Origin of the sequence: Novosphingobium sp. CCH12-A3, assembly GCF_001556015.1 — a bacterium.
Classification (GTDB): Bacteria; Pseudomonadota; Alphaproteobacteria; order Sphingomonadales; family Sphingomonadaceae; genus Novosphingobium; species Novosphingobium subterraneum.
On the sequence record NZ_LSIA01000013.1, the window covers coordinates 1 to 20,216 of the forward strand.

The 20,216-nt window shown below is 64.0% G+C and carries 22 protein-coding genes and 1 tRNA gene; 15 read left to right on the forward strand and 8 right to left on the reverse strand.

All coding sequences use genetic code 11. The features are described from left to right. Window positions 1-177: 177 nt before the first annotated feature. Complete coding sequence (locus AX703_RS00560) at window positions 178-621, reverse strand: globin domain-containing protein (RefSeq protein ID WP_039333152.1); 444 nt, start codon at window positions 619-621, stop codon at window positions 178-180. 81 nt (window positions 622-702) lie between these two features. Here AX703_RS00560 and AX703_RS00565 point away from each other — a divergent pair, with 81 nt between their 5' ends. After that, the gene (locus AX703_RS00565) at window positions 703-1,155 is read left to right on the forward strand and encodes an Rrf2 family transcriptional regulator (RefSeq protein WP_062341861.1); all 453 of its coding nucleotides are present in this window, start codon (window positions 703-705) and stop codon (window positions 1,153-1,155) included. Here the strand turns inward: AX703_RS00565 and AX703_RS00570 are convergent. Then, the gene (locus tag AX703_RS00570) at window positions 1,139-1,573 is read right to left on the reverse strand and encodes a hypothetical protein (RefSeq protein WP_039333349.1); all 435 of its coding nucleotides are present in this window, start codon (window positions 1,571-1,573) and stop codon (window positions 1,139-1,141) included. The two genes, AX703_RS00565 and AX703_RS00570, sit on opposite strands and share 17 nt — an antisense overlap. Before the next feature lie 168 nt (window positions 1,574-1,741). Here AX703_RS00570 and AX703_RS00575 point away from each other — a divergent pair, with 168 nt between their 5' ends. After that, entirely contained in the window at window positions 1,742-2,737 is a 996-nt protein-coding gene (locus tag AX703_RS00575; protein ID WP_062341862.1) for an adenosine kinase, read from the forward strand. Window positions 2,738-2,856: 119 nt separating this feature from the next. Here AX703_RS00575 and AX703_RS00580 read toward each other — a convergent pair whose 3' ends face one another. The 4 genes from AX703_RS00580 to AX703_RS00595 all read right to left on the reverse strand — a co-directional run bounded on the left by AX703_RS00580 (window position 2,857) and on the right by AX703_RS00595 (window position 7,214). Next, entirely contained in the window at window positions 2,857-4,545 is a 1,689-nt protein-coding gene (locus AX703_RS00580; protein ID WP_062341863.1) for a flotillin family protein, read from the reverse strand. Between the two features lie 36 nt (window positions 4,546-4,581). Further along, the gene (locus tag AX703_RS00585; protein ID WP_062341865.1) at window positions 4,582-5,196 is read right to left on the reverse strand and encodes an OB-fold-containig protein; all 615 of its coding nucleotides are present in this window, start codon (window positions 5,194-5,196) and stop codon (window positions 4,582-4,584) included. A 106-nt stretch (window positions 5,197-5,302) separates the two neighbouring features. Continuing rightward, window positions 5,303-6,634, reverse strand: coding sequence for an aminopeptidase P family protein (locus AX703_RS00590; protein ID WP_062341867.1), 1,332 nt, complete (start codon window positions 6,632-6,634; stop codon window positions 5,303-5,305). Window positions 6,635-6,785: 151 nt separating this feature from the next. After that, window positions 6,786-7,214: a CBS domain-containing protein gene (locus AX703_RS00595; protein WP_039333141.1), complete on the reverse strand. Its 429-nt coding sequence runs from the start codon at window positions 7,212-7,214 to the stop codon at window positions 6,786-6,788. Between the two features lie 142 nt (window positions 7,215-7,356). Between AX703_RS00595 and AX703_RS00600 the strand changes: the two genes are divergently transcribed. The 8 genes from AX703_RS00600 to dxs all read left to right on the forward strand — a co-directional run bounded on the left by AX703_RS00600 (window position 7,357) and on the right by dxs (window position 13,561). After that, a complete protein-coding gene (locus AX703_RS00600) occupies window positions 7,357-7,650 on the forward strand; it encodes a hypothetical protein (RefSeq protein ID WP_039333139.1) in 294 nt (97 codons plus the stop codon). A gap of 60 nt (window positions 7,651-7,710) precedes the next feature. Beyond that, a complete protein-coding gene (locus AX703_RS00605) occupies window positions 7,711-8,043 on the forward strand; it encodes an iron-sulfur cluster assembly accessory protein (protein WP_039333137.1) in 333 nt (110 codons plus the stop codon). Beyond that, a complete protein-coding gene (gene xth / locus AX703_RS00610) occupies window positions 8,040-8,816 on the forward strand; it encodes an exodeoxyribonuclease III (RefSeq protein ID WP_039333134.1) in 777 nt (258 codons plus the stop codon). The genes AX703_RS00605 and xth overlap by 4 nt, the downstream gene beginning before the upstream one ends. A gap of 138 nt (window positions 8,817-8,954) precedes the next feature. Beyond that, window positions 8,955-9,095 (forward strand): hypothetical protein, encoded by a 141-nt coding sequence (locus tag AX703_RS27115; protein WP_156135735.1) that lies wholly within the window; start codon window positions 8,955-8,957, stop codon window positions 9,093-9,095. A 1-nt stretch (window position 9,096) separates the two neighbouring features. Next, window positions 9,097-9,774, forward strand: coding sequence for a peptide-methionine (S)-S-oxide reductase MsrA (gene msrA, locus AX703_RS00615; RefSeq protein ID WP_062341869.1), 678 nt, complete (start codon window positions 9,097-9,099; stop codon window positions 9,772-9,774). 36 nt (window positions 9,775-9,810) lie between these two features. Then, window positions 9,811-10,278: a Fur family transcriptional regulator gene (locus AX703_RS00620; protein ID WP_039333131.1), complete on the forward strand. Its 468-nt coding sequence runs from the start codon at window positions 9,811-9,813 to the stop codon at window positions 10,276-10,278. A 40-nt stretch (window positions 10,279-10,318) separates the two neighbouring features. Then, window positions 10,319-11,596 carry an MFS transporter gene (locus AX703_RS00625; protein WP_062341871.1) on the forward strand — a complete coding sequence of 426 codons (1,278 nt, stop codon included), beginning with the start codon at window positions 10,319-10,321 and terminating at the stop codon, window positions 11,594-11,596. Window positions 11,597-11,638: 42 nt separating this feature from the next. Beyond that, window positions 11,639-13,561 carry a 1-deoxy-D-xylulose-5-phosphate synthase gene (gene dxs, locus AX703_RS00630; protein ID WP_062341873.1) on the forward strand — a complete coding sequence of 641 codons (1,923 nt, stop codon included), beginning with the start codon at window positions 11,639-11,641 and terminating at the stop codon, window positions 13,559-13,561. Window positions 13,562-13,602: 41 nt separating this feature from the next. Here the strand turns inward: dxs and AX703_RS00635 are convergent, their stop codons facing one another. Beyond that, window positions 13,603-14,283, reverse strand: coding sequence for an NnrU family protein (locus AX703_RS00635; RefSeq protein ID WP_062341875.1), 681 nt, complete (start codon window positions 14,281-14,283; stop codon window positions 13,603-13,605). 140 nt (window positions 14,284-14,423) lie between these two features. Continuing rightward, window positions 14,424-16,409, reverse strand: a complete 1,986-nt coding sequence (locus AX703_RS00640) for a peptide MFS transporter (protein WP_062341877.1) — start codon at window positions 16,407-16,409, stop codon at window positions 14,424-14,426. 213 nt (window positions 16,410-16,622) lie between these two features. On the opposite strand from AX703_RS00640, the gene AX703_RS00645 reads away from it, so the two are divergent. From AX703_RS00645 to AX703_RS00665, 5 genes are all read left to right on the forward strand, one after another. Further along, window positions 16,623-16,970 (forward strand): GntR family transcriptional regulator, encoded by a 348-nt coding sequence (locus AX703_RS00645; RefSeq protein WP_039333345.1) that lies wholly within the window; start codon window positions 16,623-16,625, stop codon window positions 16,968-16,970. A 154-nt stretch (window positions 16,971-17,124) separates the two neighbouring features. Next, on the forward strand, window positions 17,125-17,406 hold the full coding sequence (locus AX703_RS00650) for an integration host factor subunit beta (protein WP_039333122.1): 282 nt from the start codon (window positions 17,125-17,127) through the stop codon (window positions 17,404-17,406). Between the two features lie 121 nt (window positions 17,407-17,527). After that, window positions 17,528-17,612 (forward strand) — tRNA-Leu (locus AX703_RS00655). Between the two features lie 185 nt (window positions 17,613-17,797). Then, entirely contained in the window at window positions 17,798-18,472 is a 675-nt protein-coding gene (locus AX703_RS00660; protein WP_231735288.1) for a PilZ domain-containing protein, read from the forward strand. Window positions 18,473-18,586: 114 nt separating this feature from the next. Further along, window positions 18,587-20,197, forward strand: coding sequence for an NAD(P)/FAD-dependent oxidoreductase (locus AX703_RS00665; RefSeq protein WP_062341880.1), 1,611 nt, complete (start codon window positions 18,587-18,589; stop codon window positions 20,195-20,197). Window positions 20,198-20,216: the final 19 nt, after the last annotated feature.

Here is a 20,216-nt window from a genome sequence, read left to right on the forward strand (position 1 = left end):
CCCCCAACCCCTCCCGCAAGCGGGAGGGCCGCGAGACTTGGCGAGCCGAAGGCGAGGTTAGTCGCAGCGGGGTGGGCACCTTGCGATCACTGTCCTGACACAACAAAGCCCGCCTGCCGCTTCGGAGGGGATCCACGGCAGGCGGGCTCGTTGCAACAACAGCCTGTAATCCGGGGCTCAGGCCGCCGCGGCGTAGGCTTCCGCTTCGGCAGCGATCAGGATGTCGGCGAGCATCCAGTAGGCCTCACCCCAAGCTGCCAGCACCTCATCGGTGGCAACCTCGGCACCCAGCACGTCGCGAATCGCCGGCAGCAGTGCCTCGGCGACATAGGGATAGTGCTCGGCCTTCACGCCGGTTTCGACATGGCGCTGCACCATCCGCGTGACCGCGCTCCCGAGGTTCTCCAGCTTGTCGATGTTCTTCGAGTAGGCAAGGATCGCCGCGGCCAGACGGCGCGGCTGCTCGCCGCTTTCCTGCGCGGCCTGATCGAACATGGCCTTCACATCTTCGTTCTGGAACAAGCGCTTGTACATTGCAGTGGTGATATCCACGCCATGCTTCTCGATCACCGGTGCGGTGGCCTTGACGATGGTCTTTGCATGTTCGGAAGCGGTGCGCATCTCGGGATCTCCAATCAGGTATTGATAATACCGGTATTTTATCTGCTTGATTTAGGCAAGCGGAAAAACGATTCTCACGGAATGCAACTTACCCAGCACACCGACTTCGGCCTGCGCCTGCTGATCGTGCTCGCGCGCAAGGGCACGGCGGTCAGCCTGCCGGCTTTCTCCGCCGAACAGGGCCTCAGCTACCACCATGTCGCCAAGGTCGCGCAAGGACTTGTGCAGGCGGGCCTCGCGCAATCGCAGCGTGGCCGCAGCGGCGGCATCACGCTGGCTCGCCCGGCAGCGGAAATCACGGTCGGCGAAGCGGTCCGCAAACTTGAAAAGGGCATGCGCCTGGCCGATTGCGCCAACTGCGCCTTGCGGACCAACTGCGCGCTCAGCAGCGTTCTGGCCGAGGCGCTGGAAGCCTTCCTCGCCGTGCTCGATCGCTACACTCTGGCCGATGTCTCGCACGAGGGCGTCGCCGCATTCGCGCCGTGGGCAGCGATCCCGGCTGCACCGTCGTGCGCGGTTACGGCGCCTTCCTAAGCGCGGCCACGCAGGCTGCACGATCCACGTCGCGTCCATCGCCGCGCCGCGCGTCGACATAAGTCGCCGTCGGCTTGCCGCCATTCGCCGGCGGATAGAGATAGACGTCGAGAATGCAGGCCGTGCCCGACCACTGCATCTTGCGGGCGTCATCCTCGATCACGTCGAGCCGCGGCGTGCCGAAGACGCGGCCAAGCTGCAGCGCGTCCGATCCGATCACGCCTTCGAGGCCGGGGATCATCTGCACTTGCGCAATTGGCTTGCCGACCGGAGCCGGCCGTGGAACCGTGGTCCGCACCGGCGCCGATGATGCCGACCGCACCACCGGAGTCTTGCCGCCAGACGGCGCACCGCTTCCGCCGCATGATGCGAGCAGCAGGGCCAGAGCGGAGACGGAGAGGAACTTGGGGAACGTCACCGGTGCGGGATGCCGAGCTCCCCGGCCATCGTCAACCGTGGCCTTCGGCGGACTGGCGCGCGGGCCGTCCAGACCGGCGCGTTCGCGCGCTTGCTGCCCCCCGCTATTGCTGCAACGCGGCATAGCGGCTAGGCCATCGCCATTCCCGAAATCACGGAGCCTGCCTGAATGTCCGAACCGCTTTACGACGTCATCGCCATCGGCAACGCCATCGTCGATGTCATGGCTCCTTGCGAGGATGCGGACATCGAACGGCTCGGCCTCGCCAAGGGCGGCATGACCCTGGTCGATACCGCCCGTGCCCAGGAGCTTTACGACGCCATGGGCCCGGCGCGCGAAATTTCCGGCGGTTCTGCTGCCAACACGCTGGCCGGCCTTGCCGCACTGGGCGCGAAGTGCGCCTTCATCGGCCAGGTCGCGGATGACCAGCTCGGCGAAGTCTTCGCCCACGATATCCGCGCCGGCGGCATCGATTTCCAGACGCCGACCCGCGCTGACGAGCCGCCGACGGCGCGCTGCCTGATCTTCGTCTCTCCCGATGGCCAGCGCACGATGAACACCTTCCTAGGTGCCTCGCAGTTCCTGCCCGCCGAAGCGCTCGACGATGCCCAGATCGCGTCTGCCAGCGTGCTCTATCTCGAAGGCTACCTGTGGGACCCGGAAGAGCCGCGCAAGGCCATGCGCCGCGCCATTGCCGCCGCGCGCAACGCCGGCCGCAAGGTCGCCTTCACCCTGTCAGACGCCTTCGTCATCTCGCGCCACGGCGACGATTTCCGCGCCCTGATCGCTGACGGCCAGATCGACATCCTCTTCGCAAACGAACACGAACTTGCCGCCCTCACCGGCGTCGCGGACTTCCACGCGGGGCTGGAACAGCTCGCCGCCAAGGTCCCGACGGTCGTGGTCACCCGCAGCGAGAACGGCGCCCATGCGATAAGCGACGGTGAACACTCCCACGTCCCGGCCGAGCCGATCGACAAGGTCATCGACACCACCGGCGCCGGAGACCTCTTCGCCGCCGGCTTCCTCTACGGCTACGTCCGCAATAAACCGCTCGCCGAAAGCCTTACCCTCGGTGCCGTCTGCGCCGCCGAGATCATCTCCCACTACGGCGCACGGCCCGAAGCCAACCTGCAGGACCTGGTCGCCAAGCGGTTGGGCTGAAACCCGCCCAACATACATCACCCGTCGCCCCGGCGCAGGCCGGGGCCTATAACGCCGATGTCCGGCTCGACGGTGAGGTCATGGACCCCGGCCTGCGCCGGGGTAACACGGTTTGCTGGTCAGGCCTGATCCGCTTCACCTGCATTCACAGTAGATGAAGCCTCCGGTGCCGCCACTACCGGCGCGGCCTTCACCAGCCCCTCCAGCGATCCGCCGTTGAGCCCCAGCTCCTTCATCAGTCCATCGATGATCGGCGCCTGCGCGCGATAGCTGAGTGCAGCCGTCAGCGCATCGCTGGCAAGGTTGCCATTGGCCGAAGGCGCGCTGCCCCCTTCTCCATTGGCGCCTGCCCCACCGGATGAGCGCGTCAGCCCATCGACCTGCACGATCTTGATCGAATCGATCGCTTCCAGCGGCTTGGCTGATTCCCGCACCAGCTCTGGCAGCACTTTCAGCAGCGCCAGCTTGGTCTGCAGCGAGATCTGGTCGGACGAGAGCAGGTTCGCTGCCTCGTTGATCGCACGCTGGCCCGCCGCTTCCACTTCGAAGCGTACCCGGGCAGCGTCGGCGCGGAGCTTCTCGGCCTCGGCCTCGCCCTCGGCTTCAAGCCGGGCGGCTTCGGCGCGATTGGCGGCAGCGGCCTTCTCGGCCTCGGCTTCCACCTTCACGCGGATGGCATCGCGTTCCGCCGCCTTGGCCGCTTCGATCAGCTCGATGCGCTTGCCGCGCTCGGCCACTTCGGTCTCGCGCGAAGTGATGACCTGTTCCTCGGCGGCAACGGCCTTGGCGCGGGCCTCGTCGGCTTCGGCCTTGGCCTGGCTTTCCTGGCGGCTCTTGTTCTGGATCGCGATCTGCTGCTCCTGCCGGGCGATCTCGATGGCCTGCTGCTGCGCGATCCGCGCCTGCTGCACCGCGCGATCGGCCTCGATCTGCTGACTGTCGACCAGCTTCTTCGCCTCGATCCGCGCAGCTTCCGCTTCCTGATTGCGCAAGGACTGCTCGCGCGCCACTTCCGCCGCCTGCTCGGCCCGGCGCATCTCGATCTCGCGCTCCTGCTCCAGTCGGGCGAATTCGTTGTCGCGCTTGATCTTCAGGGACTGCTGCTCGGCCTCGAGGTTCTTCATCTCGATCTGCACCCGCGTGTCCTGCTCGATGTCGTTGCGCGCCTTCTTGCGCAGTTCGATCTGCTCGGTCAGCTTGGTCAGGCCCTCGGCGTCGAAGGCATTGTTTGCGTTGAAGTGCTCGATGCTGGTCTGGTCGAGCCCGGTCAGCGAGACCGATTCCAGCTCCAGCCCGTTCATGGCGAGGTCGTTCGAGGAGACCTGCTGCACCTTCTGGACGAAGTCGGCGCGCTGTTCGTGCAACTGGTTCATCGTCATGCCCGCCGCGACCGAGCGCAGCGCGTCGACGAACTTCCCTTCGACCAGATCCTTCAAGGCTTCGGGCTGCATCGTGCGCATGCCCAGCGTCTGCGCGGCCATGGCGATGGCACCGGCATCGGGGCGGACGCGCACGTAGAACTCGGCCTTCACATCGATCCGCAACCGGTCGAGCGTGATCAGCGCATCGGTGTTCTTGCGCTCCACGGCAAGGCGCACGGTGTTCATGTTCACCGGCATCGTTTCGTGCAGCACCGGCAGCACCAGCGCGCCGCCGTTGATCACCACCTTCTCACCGCCGAAGCCGGTGCGCACGAAGCCCACTTCCTTGGTCGCGCGGCGATAGAGCCGGGTCAGCGTGAAAGCGATCACCAGCAGGAGCGCAAGGCCGGTGCCCGCATAGATGCCGATGGGAACAAGCTGGTTCATGTCAGTCTCCGAAGAGGAAGAAATCCTGAAGGAAGGTCAGTCGGCAAGGCGCAGCGGGCCATCGACCGGCACGGCGTAGAACGTCTCGCCCTCGCGGTGGACGAGCAGCACCTCGCAGCCCTCGCCGAGCATCGCGCTGTCCTCGTGCGGTTCGACCATGACGAGGTGGAGCTGTCCGTGCACGTCGCGCACCTGCGCCCGCGCCGCGCTGCCACGGGTGGCGCGGCCGATCTGGATGATGCCCTTGCGCCCGAGCAGCGCATCGACCGGAACGGCGGTTGTCTCGTCATGCGGCCAGACGCGGCCAGCCAGCCGGGTCACCACGGTGTTGACCGGCCAGGCCGCCACAAGACCCATCGCGGTCGCCGCGCCGGGGCCGAAGGGAGCGCCGAAAAACGAGGCCACCAGTTCCTGCAGCGACAGGCCGACGAGCCCGAAGGTCGCGAGGAAGAACGATAGCCAGACGATGAACGGCAGCGCGCCCAAGCCCGTCACGCTGGCCAGCGCCGAACCTGCGTCAAGGTCCGCATCATGCCCATCCGCGTCGCCAAGAAAGTCCGATATACCCGTAACTTGCACGATGACCAGCAGCACCAGCAGGGCCAGCGCCACGGCAAACGCCAGATTCTCGGGGGCCAGCAGCCCACCCATCCCAGGAACTCCCCTATTGACCGCAGATCATGGCAACAGGGGCGGGCGGCGCAAGCGGAATCGGACAATGGGAGTGCCGATTTTTTTGCGCCGGAACGGTCGGGGCCTACCGCGCCATGAATGCTTCGATCTCGGCCACGGTGCGCGGGATGCCGGTGCTCAGGCGTTCGCAGCCGGTGGGGGTGACGAGGTAGAGGTCCTCGATGCGGATGCCCTGATTGGCTGGCTGGTTGTAGAGCCCCGGCTCGATGGTGATGACCGCGCCCGCCGGGATCGGCTTGGCATAGTCGCCCGCGTCATGGACATCGAGGCCGACGAAATGGCCAAGGCCATGCGTGAACTCGTCAATCCGCCCGGCCTTGCGGAACACCGCGCTGGCCGCTTCGGTCATGTCCTCGTGAATCACGCCCGGCTTCAGCAGCCTGGCCGCCGCATCCTGCGCCGCCATGACCAGTTCGTAGTCCGCGCGCTGCTGCGCGGTGAACCTGCCCGAGGCCGGGAAGGTGCGCGTGATATCGCAGGCGTAACTGCCGACCGAGGCGGCGGCGTCGATCAGCACCAGGTCCTGCGCACCGATCAGGGCGTTGCCATGGGCATAGTGCAGCGAAGCGGCATTGCGGCCGGTCGCCACGATCGAATCGTAGGAAAGCCCTTCGCCTCCGCCCTGACGGAAGCCGTCTTCCAGCACTGCGGTCAGCTGGCGCTCGGTCATTTTGCCGGGGCGCACCGCCTTCATCGCGGCGAGATGCCCGGCCTGCGTCGCGGCCAATGCCTTGCGCATCAGCTCCAGCTCGCGCGGTTCCTTGACGGTGCGTAGGGTGGGAAGCAGCGCACTCTGGTCCTTCATCGTGCAGCCGGGAACGTGGCTCATCACCCGGCCATAGAGTTCCATCGCCGGCGGCACCGGGGCCGAAGCGCTGGTGATCGGCCCCATGAAATGCAGCGTCCGGCTCCGCGCGGCGAGCTGCGTGACGAGGCCGTCCAGCCCCGAAGTGCGCCTGACCCGCTGAATTCCCGTGCGTTGTTCGATCAGCGAGCCCAGCGGCAGGCGCTCGACATCCCAGCGCTCGGTCTCCACGTCGCGCGAGGGCAGCAACAGGAATTCCCTGTAGGTCCGCTCTGCCGGGGCAAGCACCAGCACCGCGCCGGGTTCGTCGACGATGCCGGTCAGCCACGCAAAATCACCGGACTGATAGAACGGCGGGCTTACCGGCCCGCTGGTCCGTTCGCGCTCTGCCCCATGGATCACTGCCACGCCATCCTTGAGCGTTGCCATCAGTTTCGCCCGGCGCTCGCGATAGACTTCCGGTGCGAACGGGAAGGTGCCAGTCGGCGTGGCGAAGCCTGGGGGCGGGAGGACTTGCGCGCGGATCGAGATCGAGAGCGAGGCAGTCGCGGCGGCGGCTCCGGCGAGGAGCGAACGGCGGGTCAGGTGCATGTCGGATTTCCCTATCAATCAGGGAAGCCTAGAGTGTTTCACGTGAAATACGAGATGCCCGTTTGCAGGGCGAAAGTGCCCAGGAGTCAGGGGGGAGTTGGGGGTGAGTTCGGGGGGAGTTGCCGTTCTGCCCCCGTGAGTTGGAAATGCTTCAGGCCTGCTGGATATAGACCCGCATCGCGTCCGCCTCAGCCTCGATCTTGTCGAGCCGGTGCTTCACGAGGTCTCCGATCGAGACGAAGGCGACCATGCGATTTCCTTCCACGACAGGCAGATGGCGGAAGCGGCGCTGGGTCATCAGGGCCAGCGCCTCCATCACCGACGTCTGCGGCGAAACGGTGACGACGGGCGCCGTCATCATGTCGCGCACCTTCATGTGCAGCGCCGCCTCGCCATGCTTGTGCAGGCAGCGGATCATGTCGCGTTCGGAAAAGATTCCCGCCACGCCGCTCTCGCCATCGCTGACCGGAAGGGCGCCGATGCGGTGGTGGGCGAGCATGTCGATCGCGTCGGAGACCTGCGCGTCGGCCGACACGCTCCAGACTTCCCCTCTTCCCTGAATGACTTGCGCAATCGTCATGGCATCCTCCTGCGTGATGCGGCCGACTTGCGCCTTCGGGCGTCTTTTCGGGCCGCCTGGTCTCCCATAAGGATCATGCCATCTTGGTGGCCATTGTCAAAGCCGTTGCGCGCACCATCTTCGATCGCCAAAGGACTTTGCCATGGCTGGACATTCCCCGCTCGATGATCCTGAAAACGCACGATTTGCCTGGGCCCGTTACCGGCAGATCATGAACTGGATGGCGCTGTTCAGCACGGCCGTCGTCGGCGTGGTGCTCACGGTGCTCTACATCCAGATCGGCTTCGTCTCGATCCACCTCTATATCGCCTCGGCATTGGGCGTCTGGCTGACGATCATGCTGATGGCGGCATTGATGGGGCTGGTGTTCCTGTCCAGCGGGACCGGCCACGATGAATCGATCGAGGACCGGCTCGAGGACGAGCGGAACCGCTAGGGGTCCTAACCTTGGGTTTCTGGCGTTGAGGTTTGGGCATTGCGCCCCTATCTTGGCGCCATGAGCGAAACACAGGTCACCCTCGCCCCGAGCGCCGCCGCCCGCGTTGCCACCATTGCGCAAAAGCAGGGCAAGCCCGCGATCCTGCGGCTTTCGGTCGAAGGCGGTGGCTGTTCGGGCTTCCAGTACAAGTTCGGCCTGGCCGAGGCGCCAGAGGATGGTGACCTGATCGCCGAGACCGACGGCGTGCGGCTGGTGGTCGACGAGGTCAGCCTTGGGCTGCTGGAAGGCAGCGTCGTGGAATACGTGGAATCGCTTGGTGGCGCGGCGTTCCGGGTGAGCAATCCCCAAGCAGCTTCGGGTTGCGGCTGTGGCGCCAGCTTCGCGATATGATCAAGGTCGCATCGTTCAACATCAACGGGATCAAGGCCCGCCTTCCCCGCCTGCTCGAATGGCTGGCGGAAACGCGGCCCTCGGTTGCCTGCCTTCAGGAAATCAAGACGCAGGACGAAGGCTTTCCCGCCGCCGAGTTCGAGAAGATTGGCTATCACGCGATCTGGCACGGGCAGAAGGGCTTCAACGGCGTGGCGATCCTCGCCGATGGGCAGGCGCCCGTGGAAGTGCAGCGCGGTCTTGCCGGAGAGCCCGAGGACGAGCATTCACGCTATCTTGAGGCCGATGTCTTCGGCATTCGCGTGGTGTGTATCTACCTGCCCAACGGCAACCCGCAGCCAGGCCCGAAGTTCGATTACAAGCTCCGCTGGATGGAGCGCCTGCGCAGGCGCATGGCCGAGATCATGGCGGAGGACGTGCCTGCAGTGGTGATCGGCGATTACAACGTGATCCCCGAGGACAAGGACACCTTCTCGGTCAAGGCGATGGCCAGCGATGCGCTGATGCAGCCCGAATCACGCGATGCCTACCGCCGCCTGCTCAACGACGGCTGGACCGACGCGATCGACACCTTCAATCCGCAGGGCGGGGTGTGGACGTTCTGGGATTACCAGGCCGGTGCCTGGCAGCGCGACCATGGCTTCCGCATCGATCACGCCCTGCTCTCGCCCGAACTGGCCGACCGACTCGTGGCAGCAGGCGTCGACAAGGAATACCGTGGCCGCGAGAAGGCCAGCGACCACGCTCCGGTATGGGTGCAGTTGCGCGACTAACGGTTCGTCGCAGCTGGTGAACGGTTCATAGATTGTCACATCACCTGAACGAAACCCTGTGCAGGGCGTCACCAAAGATTCAGGCGACTCGAGGCATCGCGTTCGGGACGCCAAGACGATTTGTGAAAGCCGAATGCCATGGGCCTGTTCAAGCCTGATTTCTTCCGTTCGCTTGCCTTCGGGTTCCTGATGGGTGCCGCTGTCATGGGCATTTCGGCCGGAACCACCGCACTGGCGACGCCGGATCTTGAACACGCCAGCGAACAGGCTTCGCATTAAGATGCGCCGCCCGATCCTCTCCGCAGCACTGGCGGTGGGGATCTTTACCGCATCGTGCCAGCAACCCGCACAGGCCGAAGGCGCGGTGGCGACGCCTGCGGCGACGGTGCAGGCAAACGAGCCGGCGGGCACGAAGACCGCCGTTTTCGCAGGCGGGTGCTTCTGGGGAATCGAAGCGGTTTTCAGCCATCTCAAGGGCGTCAGCAGCGTGGTCTCGGGCTATCACGGCGGCGCGAAGAACACGGCGATCTACGACGTCGTCGGCTCAGGACGGACCGGCCACGCGGAGGCGGTGCGCGTGACCTATGACCCCGCGAAGATCCGCTACGACCAGCTCTTGCGGGTATTCTTTGCCGTGGGGGCAGATCCGACGCAGCTCAATTACCAGGGGCCGGACCACGGCTCGCAGTATCGCAATGCGCTGGTGCCGATGGACAAGGAACAGGCGCGCGTTGCTGCGGCCTATCTTGGTCAGTTGAAGAAGTCCGGCCTGTGGAAGCAGCCGATCGTCACCACGATCGAGCCCTACAAGGCGTTCTACCCGGCGGAAGGCTATCATCAGGACTTTGCCGCCAACAATCCCGACCACGGCTATATCAAGCGGTGGGACGCGCCGAAGGTGGCCAACCTCAAGCGACTGTTCCCTGATCTTTACAAGGTCGGCTTCACGCGGAACTGATTTGCGCGAGCGCGCGGTCGTGCCTATCTAGGACCGATGTCCGGGCACCATCATCACGATTTCGCAGGCGACAAGCTGATCGAGGCCGCGCGTGAAGCGCTGACAGCCTCAGGAGAGCAGTGGACCGAAATGCGCGCCGACGTGTTCGAGGCGCTGGCGGCGCACGAAAAGCCGGCGTCGGCCTATGACATCGCCGAGAGCGTCGGCACGCGGCGGGGCAAGCGCGTGGCGGCCAATTCGGTCTATCGCATTCTCGACCTGTTCGTGCGCACCAATCTGGCGCGCAGGGTGGAAAGCGCCAATGCCTATGTTGCCAACACGCATCCGGGCTGCCGGCATGACTGCATCTTCCTGATCTGCGACTTGTGCGGCAAGGCCGTGCACAGCGATGACGATGCGCTCACGGGCGCGCTGCGTCTGGCGGCGCAGGCAGCAGGCTTTGCCGAAGTGCGACCGGTCGTGGAGATTCGCGGCCATTGCGCGGAGTGCGCCAGCGAGGATTGATCGGCGAAAGCTGGTTTGCCTGATTGGGGGAGAGGGCGACATGGACGATCAGGTGAGAGAGCCACGGCACCTGCCGACGCGGAAGCAGTTCGCCGCCGTCATTTCCGGAAATGCGCTGGAATTCTACGATTTCCTGAGCTTCAGCTTCTTCGCGGTGAACGTCTCGCGGGTGATGTTCCCCGCAGGTGCGCCGGGCAGTGCGCTGCTGCTGACGCTGATGACGGCGGGTGCCGGCTTTGGCGCTCGGCCGCTGGGCGCGATCCTGTTCGGACTGCTGGGTGACAAGGTGGGACGGCGCCCCACGATGCTGGCGACATTCGCGCTGATGGGCTTCAGCGCAATCGGACTGGCACTGACGCCAAGCTATGCGAGCATCGGCATCTGGGCGCCGATTCTCGTGGTGGCATTCCGGCTGCTGCAGGGGCTTGCGGCAGGCGGCGATGTGGGGCCGACCACGGCGTTCCTCGCCGAAAGCTCCCCGCCCGAGCGCCGCGGGATGCTGGTGGCGCTGCAACTGGTCGCCATGCGCATCGGCGTCCTGGGCAGCGGCCTTGTCGGGTTGGTGCTGGCGAGCAGGCTGACGCCGGCCGAGCTTGATGCCTATGGCTGGCGCATTGCCTTTGCGATCGGTGCAGGGATAGTGCCGCTGGCTTTCATTCTGCGGCGGCGGCTGGACGAGACGCTGCATTTGCCGGAGACCGGGCCGAATGTGGTGACGGAGCTTGATGTTGCGGCCTATGCGGCGGCGCTGCTTGGCGTATTCGGATTCCTGCTGGCGGGCGCGACCGGGGATTTCCTGTTCGTCTATGCAGTGACGTTCCTCAAGATTCCGGTGACGAACGGCTATATGCTGCAGATGGCGGCGGCGGGCACGCAGATCGTCGGGCTGCTGGCCGGTGGCTGGCTGGGTGACCGGGTCGGGCGGCAGAAGGTGAACTTTGTCACCGCAGTGCTGGCGGCGCTGGTTTCGCTGCCACTGTTCCGTTGGGGCATTGCGGGCGGGTCGCTTGGACAACTTGCCCTTGCAGCGGCTTTGCTCCTGCTGATGGCGACGGTTTCGGCAGCGGTTGCCTATGCCGCGTTTGTCGAGATCACGCCCAAGCGGCATCGCGCCGGGCTGGTCGGCATCGGCTATGGCCTGGTGGTGGCGGTGACTTTCGGGCTGACTCCCGTGCTGCTCACCCGCTACATCGGGCAAAGTGGGGATCTTGCAACGCCGGGCTATGCCTTCGTGATTGCGGCGGTGGCGCTGATCGCATCCTCGCTCGTGCTGGGGCGCCGCGCGCCACGGACCTTCGGGAAGGCCGTGGCAACATGATCCCGTTCGACAGCGCCAAAGCATCGGTGTAAGGGCGGAGGGATGAATTCAGAACCGGCAACGCCGCTGCTCGACACGGTCAAGACACCAGACGATCTACGCAAGCTCGCACCTTCGCAGCTTCGCCAGCTTTCGGACGAATTGCGGACCGAGATGATTTCTGCCGTGGGCACCACCGGCGGACACCTCGGATCGGGCCTTGGCGTGGTCGAACTGACCGTGGCGATCCACTATGTGTTCAACACGCCGCAGGACAAGCTGGTGTGGGACGTGGGACACCAGGCCTATCCGCACAAGATCATCACCGGCCGGCGCGACCGCATCCGCACCTTGCGGCAGGGTGGCGGGCTTTCGGGCTTCACCAAGCGCAGCGAAAGCGAATACGACCCGTTCGGCACTGCACACTCGAGTACCTCGATCTCGGCGGCGCTGGGCTTTGCCATTGCCAACAAGCTGAGCAACCGTCCGGGCAAGGGCATTGCCGTGATCGGCGACGGCGCGATGAGCGCAGGGATGGCCTACGAGGCGATGAACAACGCCGGCGAGGCGGGGAACAGGCTTGTCGTCATCCTCAATGACAACGACATGTCGATCGCACCGCCGGTGGGCGGGCTTTCGGCCTATCTGGCGCGGCTGGTCTCCTCGCGCCAGTTCCTGGGCCTGCGCGAGATCGCGCGCAAGCTTTCGCGCAAGCTGCCGCGCCCGCTGCACACTGCCGCGCGCAAGACCGACGAGTTCGCGCGGGGCATGGCCATGGGCGGGACGCTGTTCGAGGAGCTGGGCTTCTACTATGTCGGCCCGCTTGACGGGCACAACATCGACCAGCTGATCCCGGTGCTGGAGAACGTGCGCGATGCGGCCGAAGGGCCGTGCCTCGTCCATGTCGTGACGCAGAAGGGCAAGGGCTATGCTCCGGCCGAACAGGCGGCGGACAAGTACCACGGGGTGCAGAAGTTCGACGTGGTCACCGGTGAGCAGGTCAAGGCCAAGCCCGGTGCTCCGGCCTACCAGAACGTGTTCGGCGAGACGCTGGCGAAGCTTGCGGAAACCGACCCGACGATCTGCGCGATCACGGCGGCCATGCCGAGCGGCACGGGCGTCGACAAGTTTGCCAAGGCGCATCCGACGCGCACCTTCGACGTCGGCATTGCCGAGCAGCACGCCGTGACTTTCGCGGCAGGTCTTGCGGCAGAAGGCATGCGTCCGTTCTGCGCGATCTATTCGACCTTCCTGCAGCGCGCTTTCGACCAGGTCGTGCATGACGTGGCGATCCAGAACCTGCCGGTGCGCTTTGCCATCGACCGCGCCGGGCTGGTCGGCGCCGATGGCGCTACCCATGCCGGATCGTTCGACATCACCTACCTCGCCACCCTGCCGAACATGGTGGTGATGGCGGCCGCGGACGAGGCGGAACTGGTCCACATGACCTATACCGCCGCCCGCCATGACAGTGGCCCGATCGCGTTCCGCTATCCGCGCGGCAACGGCACGGGCGTGGCGCTGCCGGACGAGCCGGAGCTGCTGCAGATCGGCAAGGGGCGCATCGTGCGCTCGGGCTCGAAGGTGGCGCTGCTTTCGCTCGGCACCCGTCTGGCCGAGGCGCTTAAAGCGGCGGACCAGCTCGAGGCCAAGGGGCTCTCGACGACGGTGGCAGACTTGCGCTTTGCCAAGCCGCTCGACACCGATCTGATCCGCCAGCTGATGGCCACGCACGAGGTTGTCGTGACGATTGAGGAAGGCTCGATCGGCGGCCTTGGCGCGCATGTGCTGACAATGGCGAGCGACGAAGGGCTGACCGATGGCGGTCTCAAGATCCGCACCATGCGCCTGCCCGACGTATTCCAGGACCACGATGCGCCGGACAAGCAGTATGACGCGGCAGGCCTCAACGCGCCCCAGATTGTCGACACAGTGCTCAAGGCGCTGCGGCACAACTCTGCCGGGGTAAGCGAAGCGCGGGCCTGAACGAGAGTCTTCGCTTCTGAACGACCAAGTGGTTGGTCGGGTCAGGCGAGCCACTTCCACAGTCCGGCGGGGATGCCGGTCAGGTGGAAGTGAAGCCAGGTGACCAGGAACCAGAGGATTGCGGCGTAGAGCCAGATCGTACCGAGCGCGGGCAATTCGGCGATACGCGGCAAGAAGCTTGTCCGGCGCTGCCAGGCGCCGACGTCGCGGCGATTTTCAGCGAGTTTGCGCTTGTCCTGAAAGTGCGACCCGACAAGCGAGAGGATGATCAATCCGGTCATCAGCACGAGCACACGCGGGCTTGGCGCCACAAGGATGTGAGCGAACGCCCAAAGCGCGATGCTCCACATCATCGGGTGGCGGGTAACCCTGAATACACCGGCAGGAAGTACCGCGCTAAGCCCCGCGAGCTTCTTGCCGGGAAGTGCCGGATTGCCTGCGAACGAGGGGATCAGCAGCGTGAGCGCCGCAATGGTCAGAAGGCTCGACAGGACCCAGGGAACATCTCCCGTACCATCCCACAGGAGTGGCGCCGATGCAGCGTGGACAAACGTCACGCTTGCCCATGCCAGGGTGGCGAACGAGATGACCGAATAGAACAGCAGGAAGCCCTGCTTGCCCATGATCGAGACAAGAGGCTCTCGGGCTGGCCCGGACATCACGAAATGCGAAAAAACGAAAGCAGTTGTCGCCACAATCAGTTGGATCAACGCATGATCCATGAACTGTCCCCCAATCCGCGGCCCCCGTTGCCGTTTTCGACCAACGCCCGCGTCATCCTGATGATACTCTCAAGTTGGCCAAAGCAAAACCCTGCAGCAATATTCTCACGTTCGAACGGTTCCCGCCATAAGGGAGAATATCAAGCCACCCCGTGCATCAGCTTCCTGAGCGGCACCGCGACGACGAGAAGCACGGCGCCGATGCCGATCGATATCCAGCCGATCGTCGTGAATACACCCACATAGGTATCGAGGCTGACCTTGAGATTGGTGACCTGGCCGCCGACCGTCTCGACGCTGGCAACCTGGGCGACCATGCCCGCAACGTACTGCGCCACCGCGATAGACAGGAACCACACGCCCATCATCATGCCGACGATGCGGGCCATGGAGAGCTTGGTGATCATCGAGAGGCCGACAGGCGAAATGCACAGCTCTGCCATCGAGTGGATCAAGTAGAGCCCGGCAAGCCAGACCAGTCCGACCTTGAACTGCGCATCGGCAAATTGCGCGCCCCACACCAGCAGCAGGAAGCCCGCGCCTACACCCATCAGCGCCAAGGCGAACTTGACCGGGATCGAAGGTTCGACGCCGCGCCGGGCCATCGCATTCCACATCGCGCCGAACACCGGGGCCAGCGCGACGATGAACAAGGCATTGAAGATCTGCGTCTGGCCTGCGGGCATGACGTAGACCTCATCGGTGGCAAAGCCCCTGGCCCGGGCATAGACCATGCCGATGAAGCCGGCCGTCATCACCAGGGCGAAGCCAGCACCCATCTTCCGCCTGGTTGCTGCCGGTTCGCCATTGCCGAAGAACCAGGTCAGCAGCCAGCCCAGCCCGCCAAGCAGGAGAGCGAAAAACAGGTAGTAGGTGAACGGATAGGCGTTGAACAATGCGAAAAGACCGCGAGTCCAGCCCACTTCGAGCACGGTGTTGCGCTCGGCAAACAGGGTGAGCGAGGACCCGGCCTGTTCAAACAGGGTCCAGAACACGGTGTTGAACACGATCAGCACCATGGCCGCGACCATCATCTGGAATTCGACGCGGCTGCCCGATGCCAGCGCCCAGATCAGGATGCCGGGAATGGCAAGAAGAAAGGTGCCGAACATCAGCTTGCCCATGATCGGCAGGCCAAGGAGGTAGCCGAGCAGCCCCTCGCCCGCCTCTGGCGCGACATAGGCCATGAGGTTGGTGAACAGGAAGAAGAACAGCGGCACGCAGACCAGCGCAGCACCGTAGATGAGCCAGTCCTTGCGCGGGTCGGCCCCGGCGGGACGCTCGCCATAGCCATCGAGCCTGCCGCCATCGAACTGGAACAGGACCCACGACAACGTCATGCCGATGGCAGCGAGGCCAAATCCTGCCCACCAGCCCACGGATTCGGCGAGAATCGGGCAGAAGAACTGCGAAATCAGCGAGCCCAGGTTGATGCCCATGTAAAAGATCGTGAATCCGGCATCGCGGCGGCGGTCACCATCGGCATAGAGCGAGCCGACGATTGTGGAAATGTTGGGCTTGAAGAAGCCGTTGCCGACCGTGACCAGCGAGAGGCCGACAAGCAGGATCGCGATGTGCAGCTGCGAGCGTTCGCCGTCCGACTGGAACCCGCCCGGCGCAATGCGCTTTGCCTCGACCCCGTCAGCCGTCTTGAGCGATACCGACTTGTCGTCGTTTCCGACGATCTCGAGGCGTTGGCCGCCCATTTCGACCGAACGCACTTCGCTGCCGGCGGTCTCGGTGACGGTCACGTCATACCGCTGGCCTTCGATCGTGGCATAGGGCTTGGCCGCCTCGCCCCCGAAACAGAGCATGAAATAGCCGACCGCCATCAGGATCGCGCCGAACTTCACCGAGCGTTTGGAGCCCAAGTAACGATCGGCAATCAGTCCGCCGATCAGCGGGGTCAGATAGACGAGTGCGGTGAAGCCACCGTAGATTCCGGTGCTGGTGGTATCGTTGAAGAGGAAATGCTTGGCGAGATAGAGCGTGAGGATCGCTCTCATGCCGTAATAGCCGAAGCGTTCCCACATTTCGGTCGTGAACAGGCGCTTCAATTGCGGTGGATGGCCGAACCACTCGCCAGTTGTCGTGGTTCGTGCGAAGTTCGTGTCTTCTTGGGCCATGCCGGCGAGCGATCCCGTCGTTGCTGTGTGAGCATTTTACACTGCCGCGCCTGTCCCGCACGGCCAATTTCCGCCTTAGTGCCACGTGTCGCGATGGCAAGAAACTATTTTCAATCGCAACCAATGTCGCAAGGCGGCAGGAGCGTGCCCGGAGAGCTGCCACAACGAGCCGTTGTGTGCTGCGCTGTATTATGGCACTATGGCACCATGGGCATGAACACCAGCCAGGCAAGCCGCCCGGTCTACCTCCGCCTTCGCGACGAAATCTGTGCGGCGATCCTTGACGGTCGCTATGCGGAGGGCGCCATGCTGCCGTCGGTACGGGCCTATGCGGCCGAACAGGGCGCCAATCCCCTGACCGTGGCCAAGGCCTATCAGCAGTTTCAGGATGAAGGCTTGGTAATTGTCCAGCGCGGCGTTGGGATGTTCGTAGCACCCGGTGCCGTTGAAGCCTTGCGCCAGCGGGAGCGCGAATCTTTCCTGCAAGATGAATGGCCCGCAGTCGCGGCGCGGATGCGCCTGCTCGGCCTCAGCCTGGCCGACGTAGCGGAAATCGCCTGAAACGGTCCATTTTTGGCCACTTTGAGTAATATGAAACGATTGTCATGACCGGTTGGGCGTGGCAGGATGTTAGAATGTGCTCATACGGGGGTTTGGGCACAGGGATCGTAGAAAATCGGGGGGTGGCCGCATGGTCGCTCGGCGGAGGGAAAGAATGATAAGATCGGAGCTGCTGCAGGCTCTCGCCAAGGAAAGTCCTGGCATGCGCAGCGAAGAAATCGAACGGGTTGTCGACGTTTTCTTCGATGAGATTGCCAAGCGACTGGCCGATGGTGGGCGTGTCGAACTTCGTGGTTTCGGCGCGTTCTCCACGCGCGAACGCGATGCCCGGAAGGGCCGCAACCCGCGAACCGGCGAGACCGTCGAAGTACCCGGCAAGCGCGTGCCCTATTTCAAGGCTGGCAAGGAAATGCGGCAACGGCTCAACGCCGACTGAGCTTTCGACCGGAAATTCAGCAAGGGCGCGGCAACAGGCGTTGCCGCGCCCTTTGTGCTGTGGCAGGCGCGACTTGCACGAGTTGCAGCATTCAGGGCCTTAACCTGACCTGCCAACAGTTGCGGACGTGGCGGAATGGTAGACGCCGGGGACTTAAAATCCCTTGATCCTTGATCGTGCGGGTTCGAGTCCCGCCGTCCGCACCATGATCCTTTGCTTTGTAATTGTTTGCCCGGACTTGATGACGAGTTTGGCTACACATTTATAGCGTTTGTTTACATGTCTGTAAAAATCCAAATCATTCCGTAATTTGCTTGGTAACTCCGCGGTAGGAATTACGTGCTAATACTGATTCTTGCCGGGGCATGCGTGCGCTCCGGCGCGGCTTCACGTGCACGGGGGATCGGGCTTGGCCCAGGCAGACGACGATCAAGTGCCTAAGGACGCGGAAGCCGGAGCGGAACAACGCGCCGCGCCGCGTTTCACCCTGCTGATCCGTGCCGCCAAATTGATCCTGGATGGCGAACGCGAATTCCTCTGTGTCATCCGCGATGCTTCGACGAGCGGTCTCAAGATCCGCTTGTTCAATCCGCTGCCCCCATGCGGATCGCTGGCCATCGAAATGAGCAACGGCGATCGCTATCCGATCGAGCAGATCTGGAGTGAAGGCGAATACGCGGGCTTCCGTTTCCTGAACGACATCGAGATCGAGCGTCTGCTTGACGAAAGCCATGGAGCTTTCCCCAAGCGCCACGTCCGCCTGCGCATCCAGCTCGATGCAATCCTGCATTCCGGCGGAGATGCGGTCCATGTCGCGTTCCAGGACATTTCGCAGCAGGGTGCGTGCATCGAGTGCGACAAGTGGCTCCTCATGAACGAGCTCGTCCGGCTGGAAACCGAAGTCCTGCCCCCGATCTATGCCAAAGTGCGCTGGCGCAGCCACCCGCGTTACGGTCTGCTCTTCGAACAGACCTTCAAGATGGATGAACTCGCGCGGATCGCGGCGCCCTTGCAGGGCAGCGATCAAGCGATGCCCAGCCCGGGCGGACGGCTGCGGAACGTCTGATAGCGTTGGCCGGGAGCGGCAAATCTTTGCCGGATGCCCTGCCGTCATTAACCATCCCTTATCCATTTTCCTTCACGTCTGACCCACGCGAAGAGCGCTGAGACGGGGGTTTTGATGGTTAACGGGACGATAGCGGCCGATGGCCACGCAAACGGTTCTGGCAGCCGCAAGGTGGATGTCGCGATCATCGGCGCGGGGCCGGCCGGACTGACGGCGGGCTACCTCCTCACCAAGCGGGGTTTCAGCGTCGCCATCATCGAAAAGGACCAGACCTATGTCGGCGGCATAAGCCGGACGGTCGAGCATGAAGGCTACCGTTTCGACATCGGCGGGCACCGCTTCTTCTCCAAGAGCCAGCAGGTCGTCGATCTGTGGAACGAGATACTGCCCGACGATTTCATTCAGCGCCCACGGATGAGCCGGATCTATTATGAGGGCAAGTTCTACTCGTACCCGTTGCGCGCGTTCGAGGCGCTGTGGAACCTTGGCCTGGTGCGATCGACGCTGTGCATGGCGAGCTTTGCAAAAGCCAAGGCCTTTCCGAACCGCAATGTAAAGAGCTTCGAGGACTGGACCGTGAATCAGTTCGGGCAGAAGCTCTATTCGATCTTCTTCAAGACCTACACCGAGAAGGTCTGGGGCATGCCCTGCGACGAGATGAGCGCAGACTGGGCTGCCCAGCGGATCAAGGGACTGTCGCTGTGGGGCGCGGTTGTCGACGGGCTGAAGCGCAGTCTCGGCCTGAACAGGCGCCCGAACGACGGGATGCAGACCAAGACCCTGCTCGAAACCTTCCGCTATCCGCGCCTGGGCCCCGGCATGATGTGGGATGCCGCGCGTGACAGGATCGTGGGCAGTGGCAAGGGTGAAGTGCTGATGGGCCATGCCTTCAAGCAGCTTGCTGCCGATGGCGCGGGCGGATGGCGCCTGTCTGCGACGGGGCCAGATGGCGATGTGGTGATCGAGGCGGCCCACGCCATCAGCTCGGCGCCGATGCGCGAGCTGGCCGCGCGCCTGCATCCGCTGCCCGCCACGACCCTCCAGGCCAGTCGCCTCAAGTATCGCGACTTCCTGACGGTGGCGCTCAAGATCCGTTCCGAAGAGCTGTTCCCCGACAACTGGATCTACATCCACGACAGCAAGGTGAAGGTCGGCCGCATCCAGAACTTCCGTTCGTGGTCGCCGGAAATGGTGCCGGACGAGAGCGTGGCCTGCGTCGGACTGGAATACTTCTGTTTCGAGGGTGACGCGCTGTGGGGCTCCTCGGACGAGGAACTCATCGAACTGGCCAAGCAGGAAATGGCGATCCTTGGACTTGTCAGCCCGGAAAAGGTGATCGGCGGCGTGGTCGTGCGTCAGGAGAAGGCCTATCCGGTCTATGACGACGAATATGCCGCCAACGTGGCCGCCATGCGCACCGAACTGGAAGCTGCCCATCCCACACTGCACATGGTGGGCCGCAATGGCATGCACCGCTACAACAACCAGGACCACGCGATGATGACCGCGATGCTGACCGTGGAAAATATTGCGGCGGGCGCGCGGATCTATGATACTTGGTGCGTGAACGAGGATGCCGAGTACCACGAGGCGGGCAACGAGGGATCGCAGGGAACCCTGCCGGCGCGCGTAGCACCCAGCGAAGACCAGGCAGCGGCACTGGCATCGGTTCGCGACGTTCCTGCGCGGATCGTGCCTGAAAAGGCTGCGGCGAAGGCCGCCTGAACCGAACGGTGCCGCCACA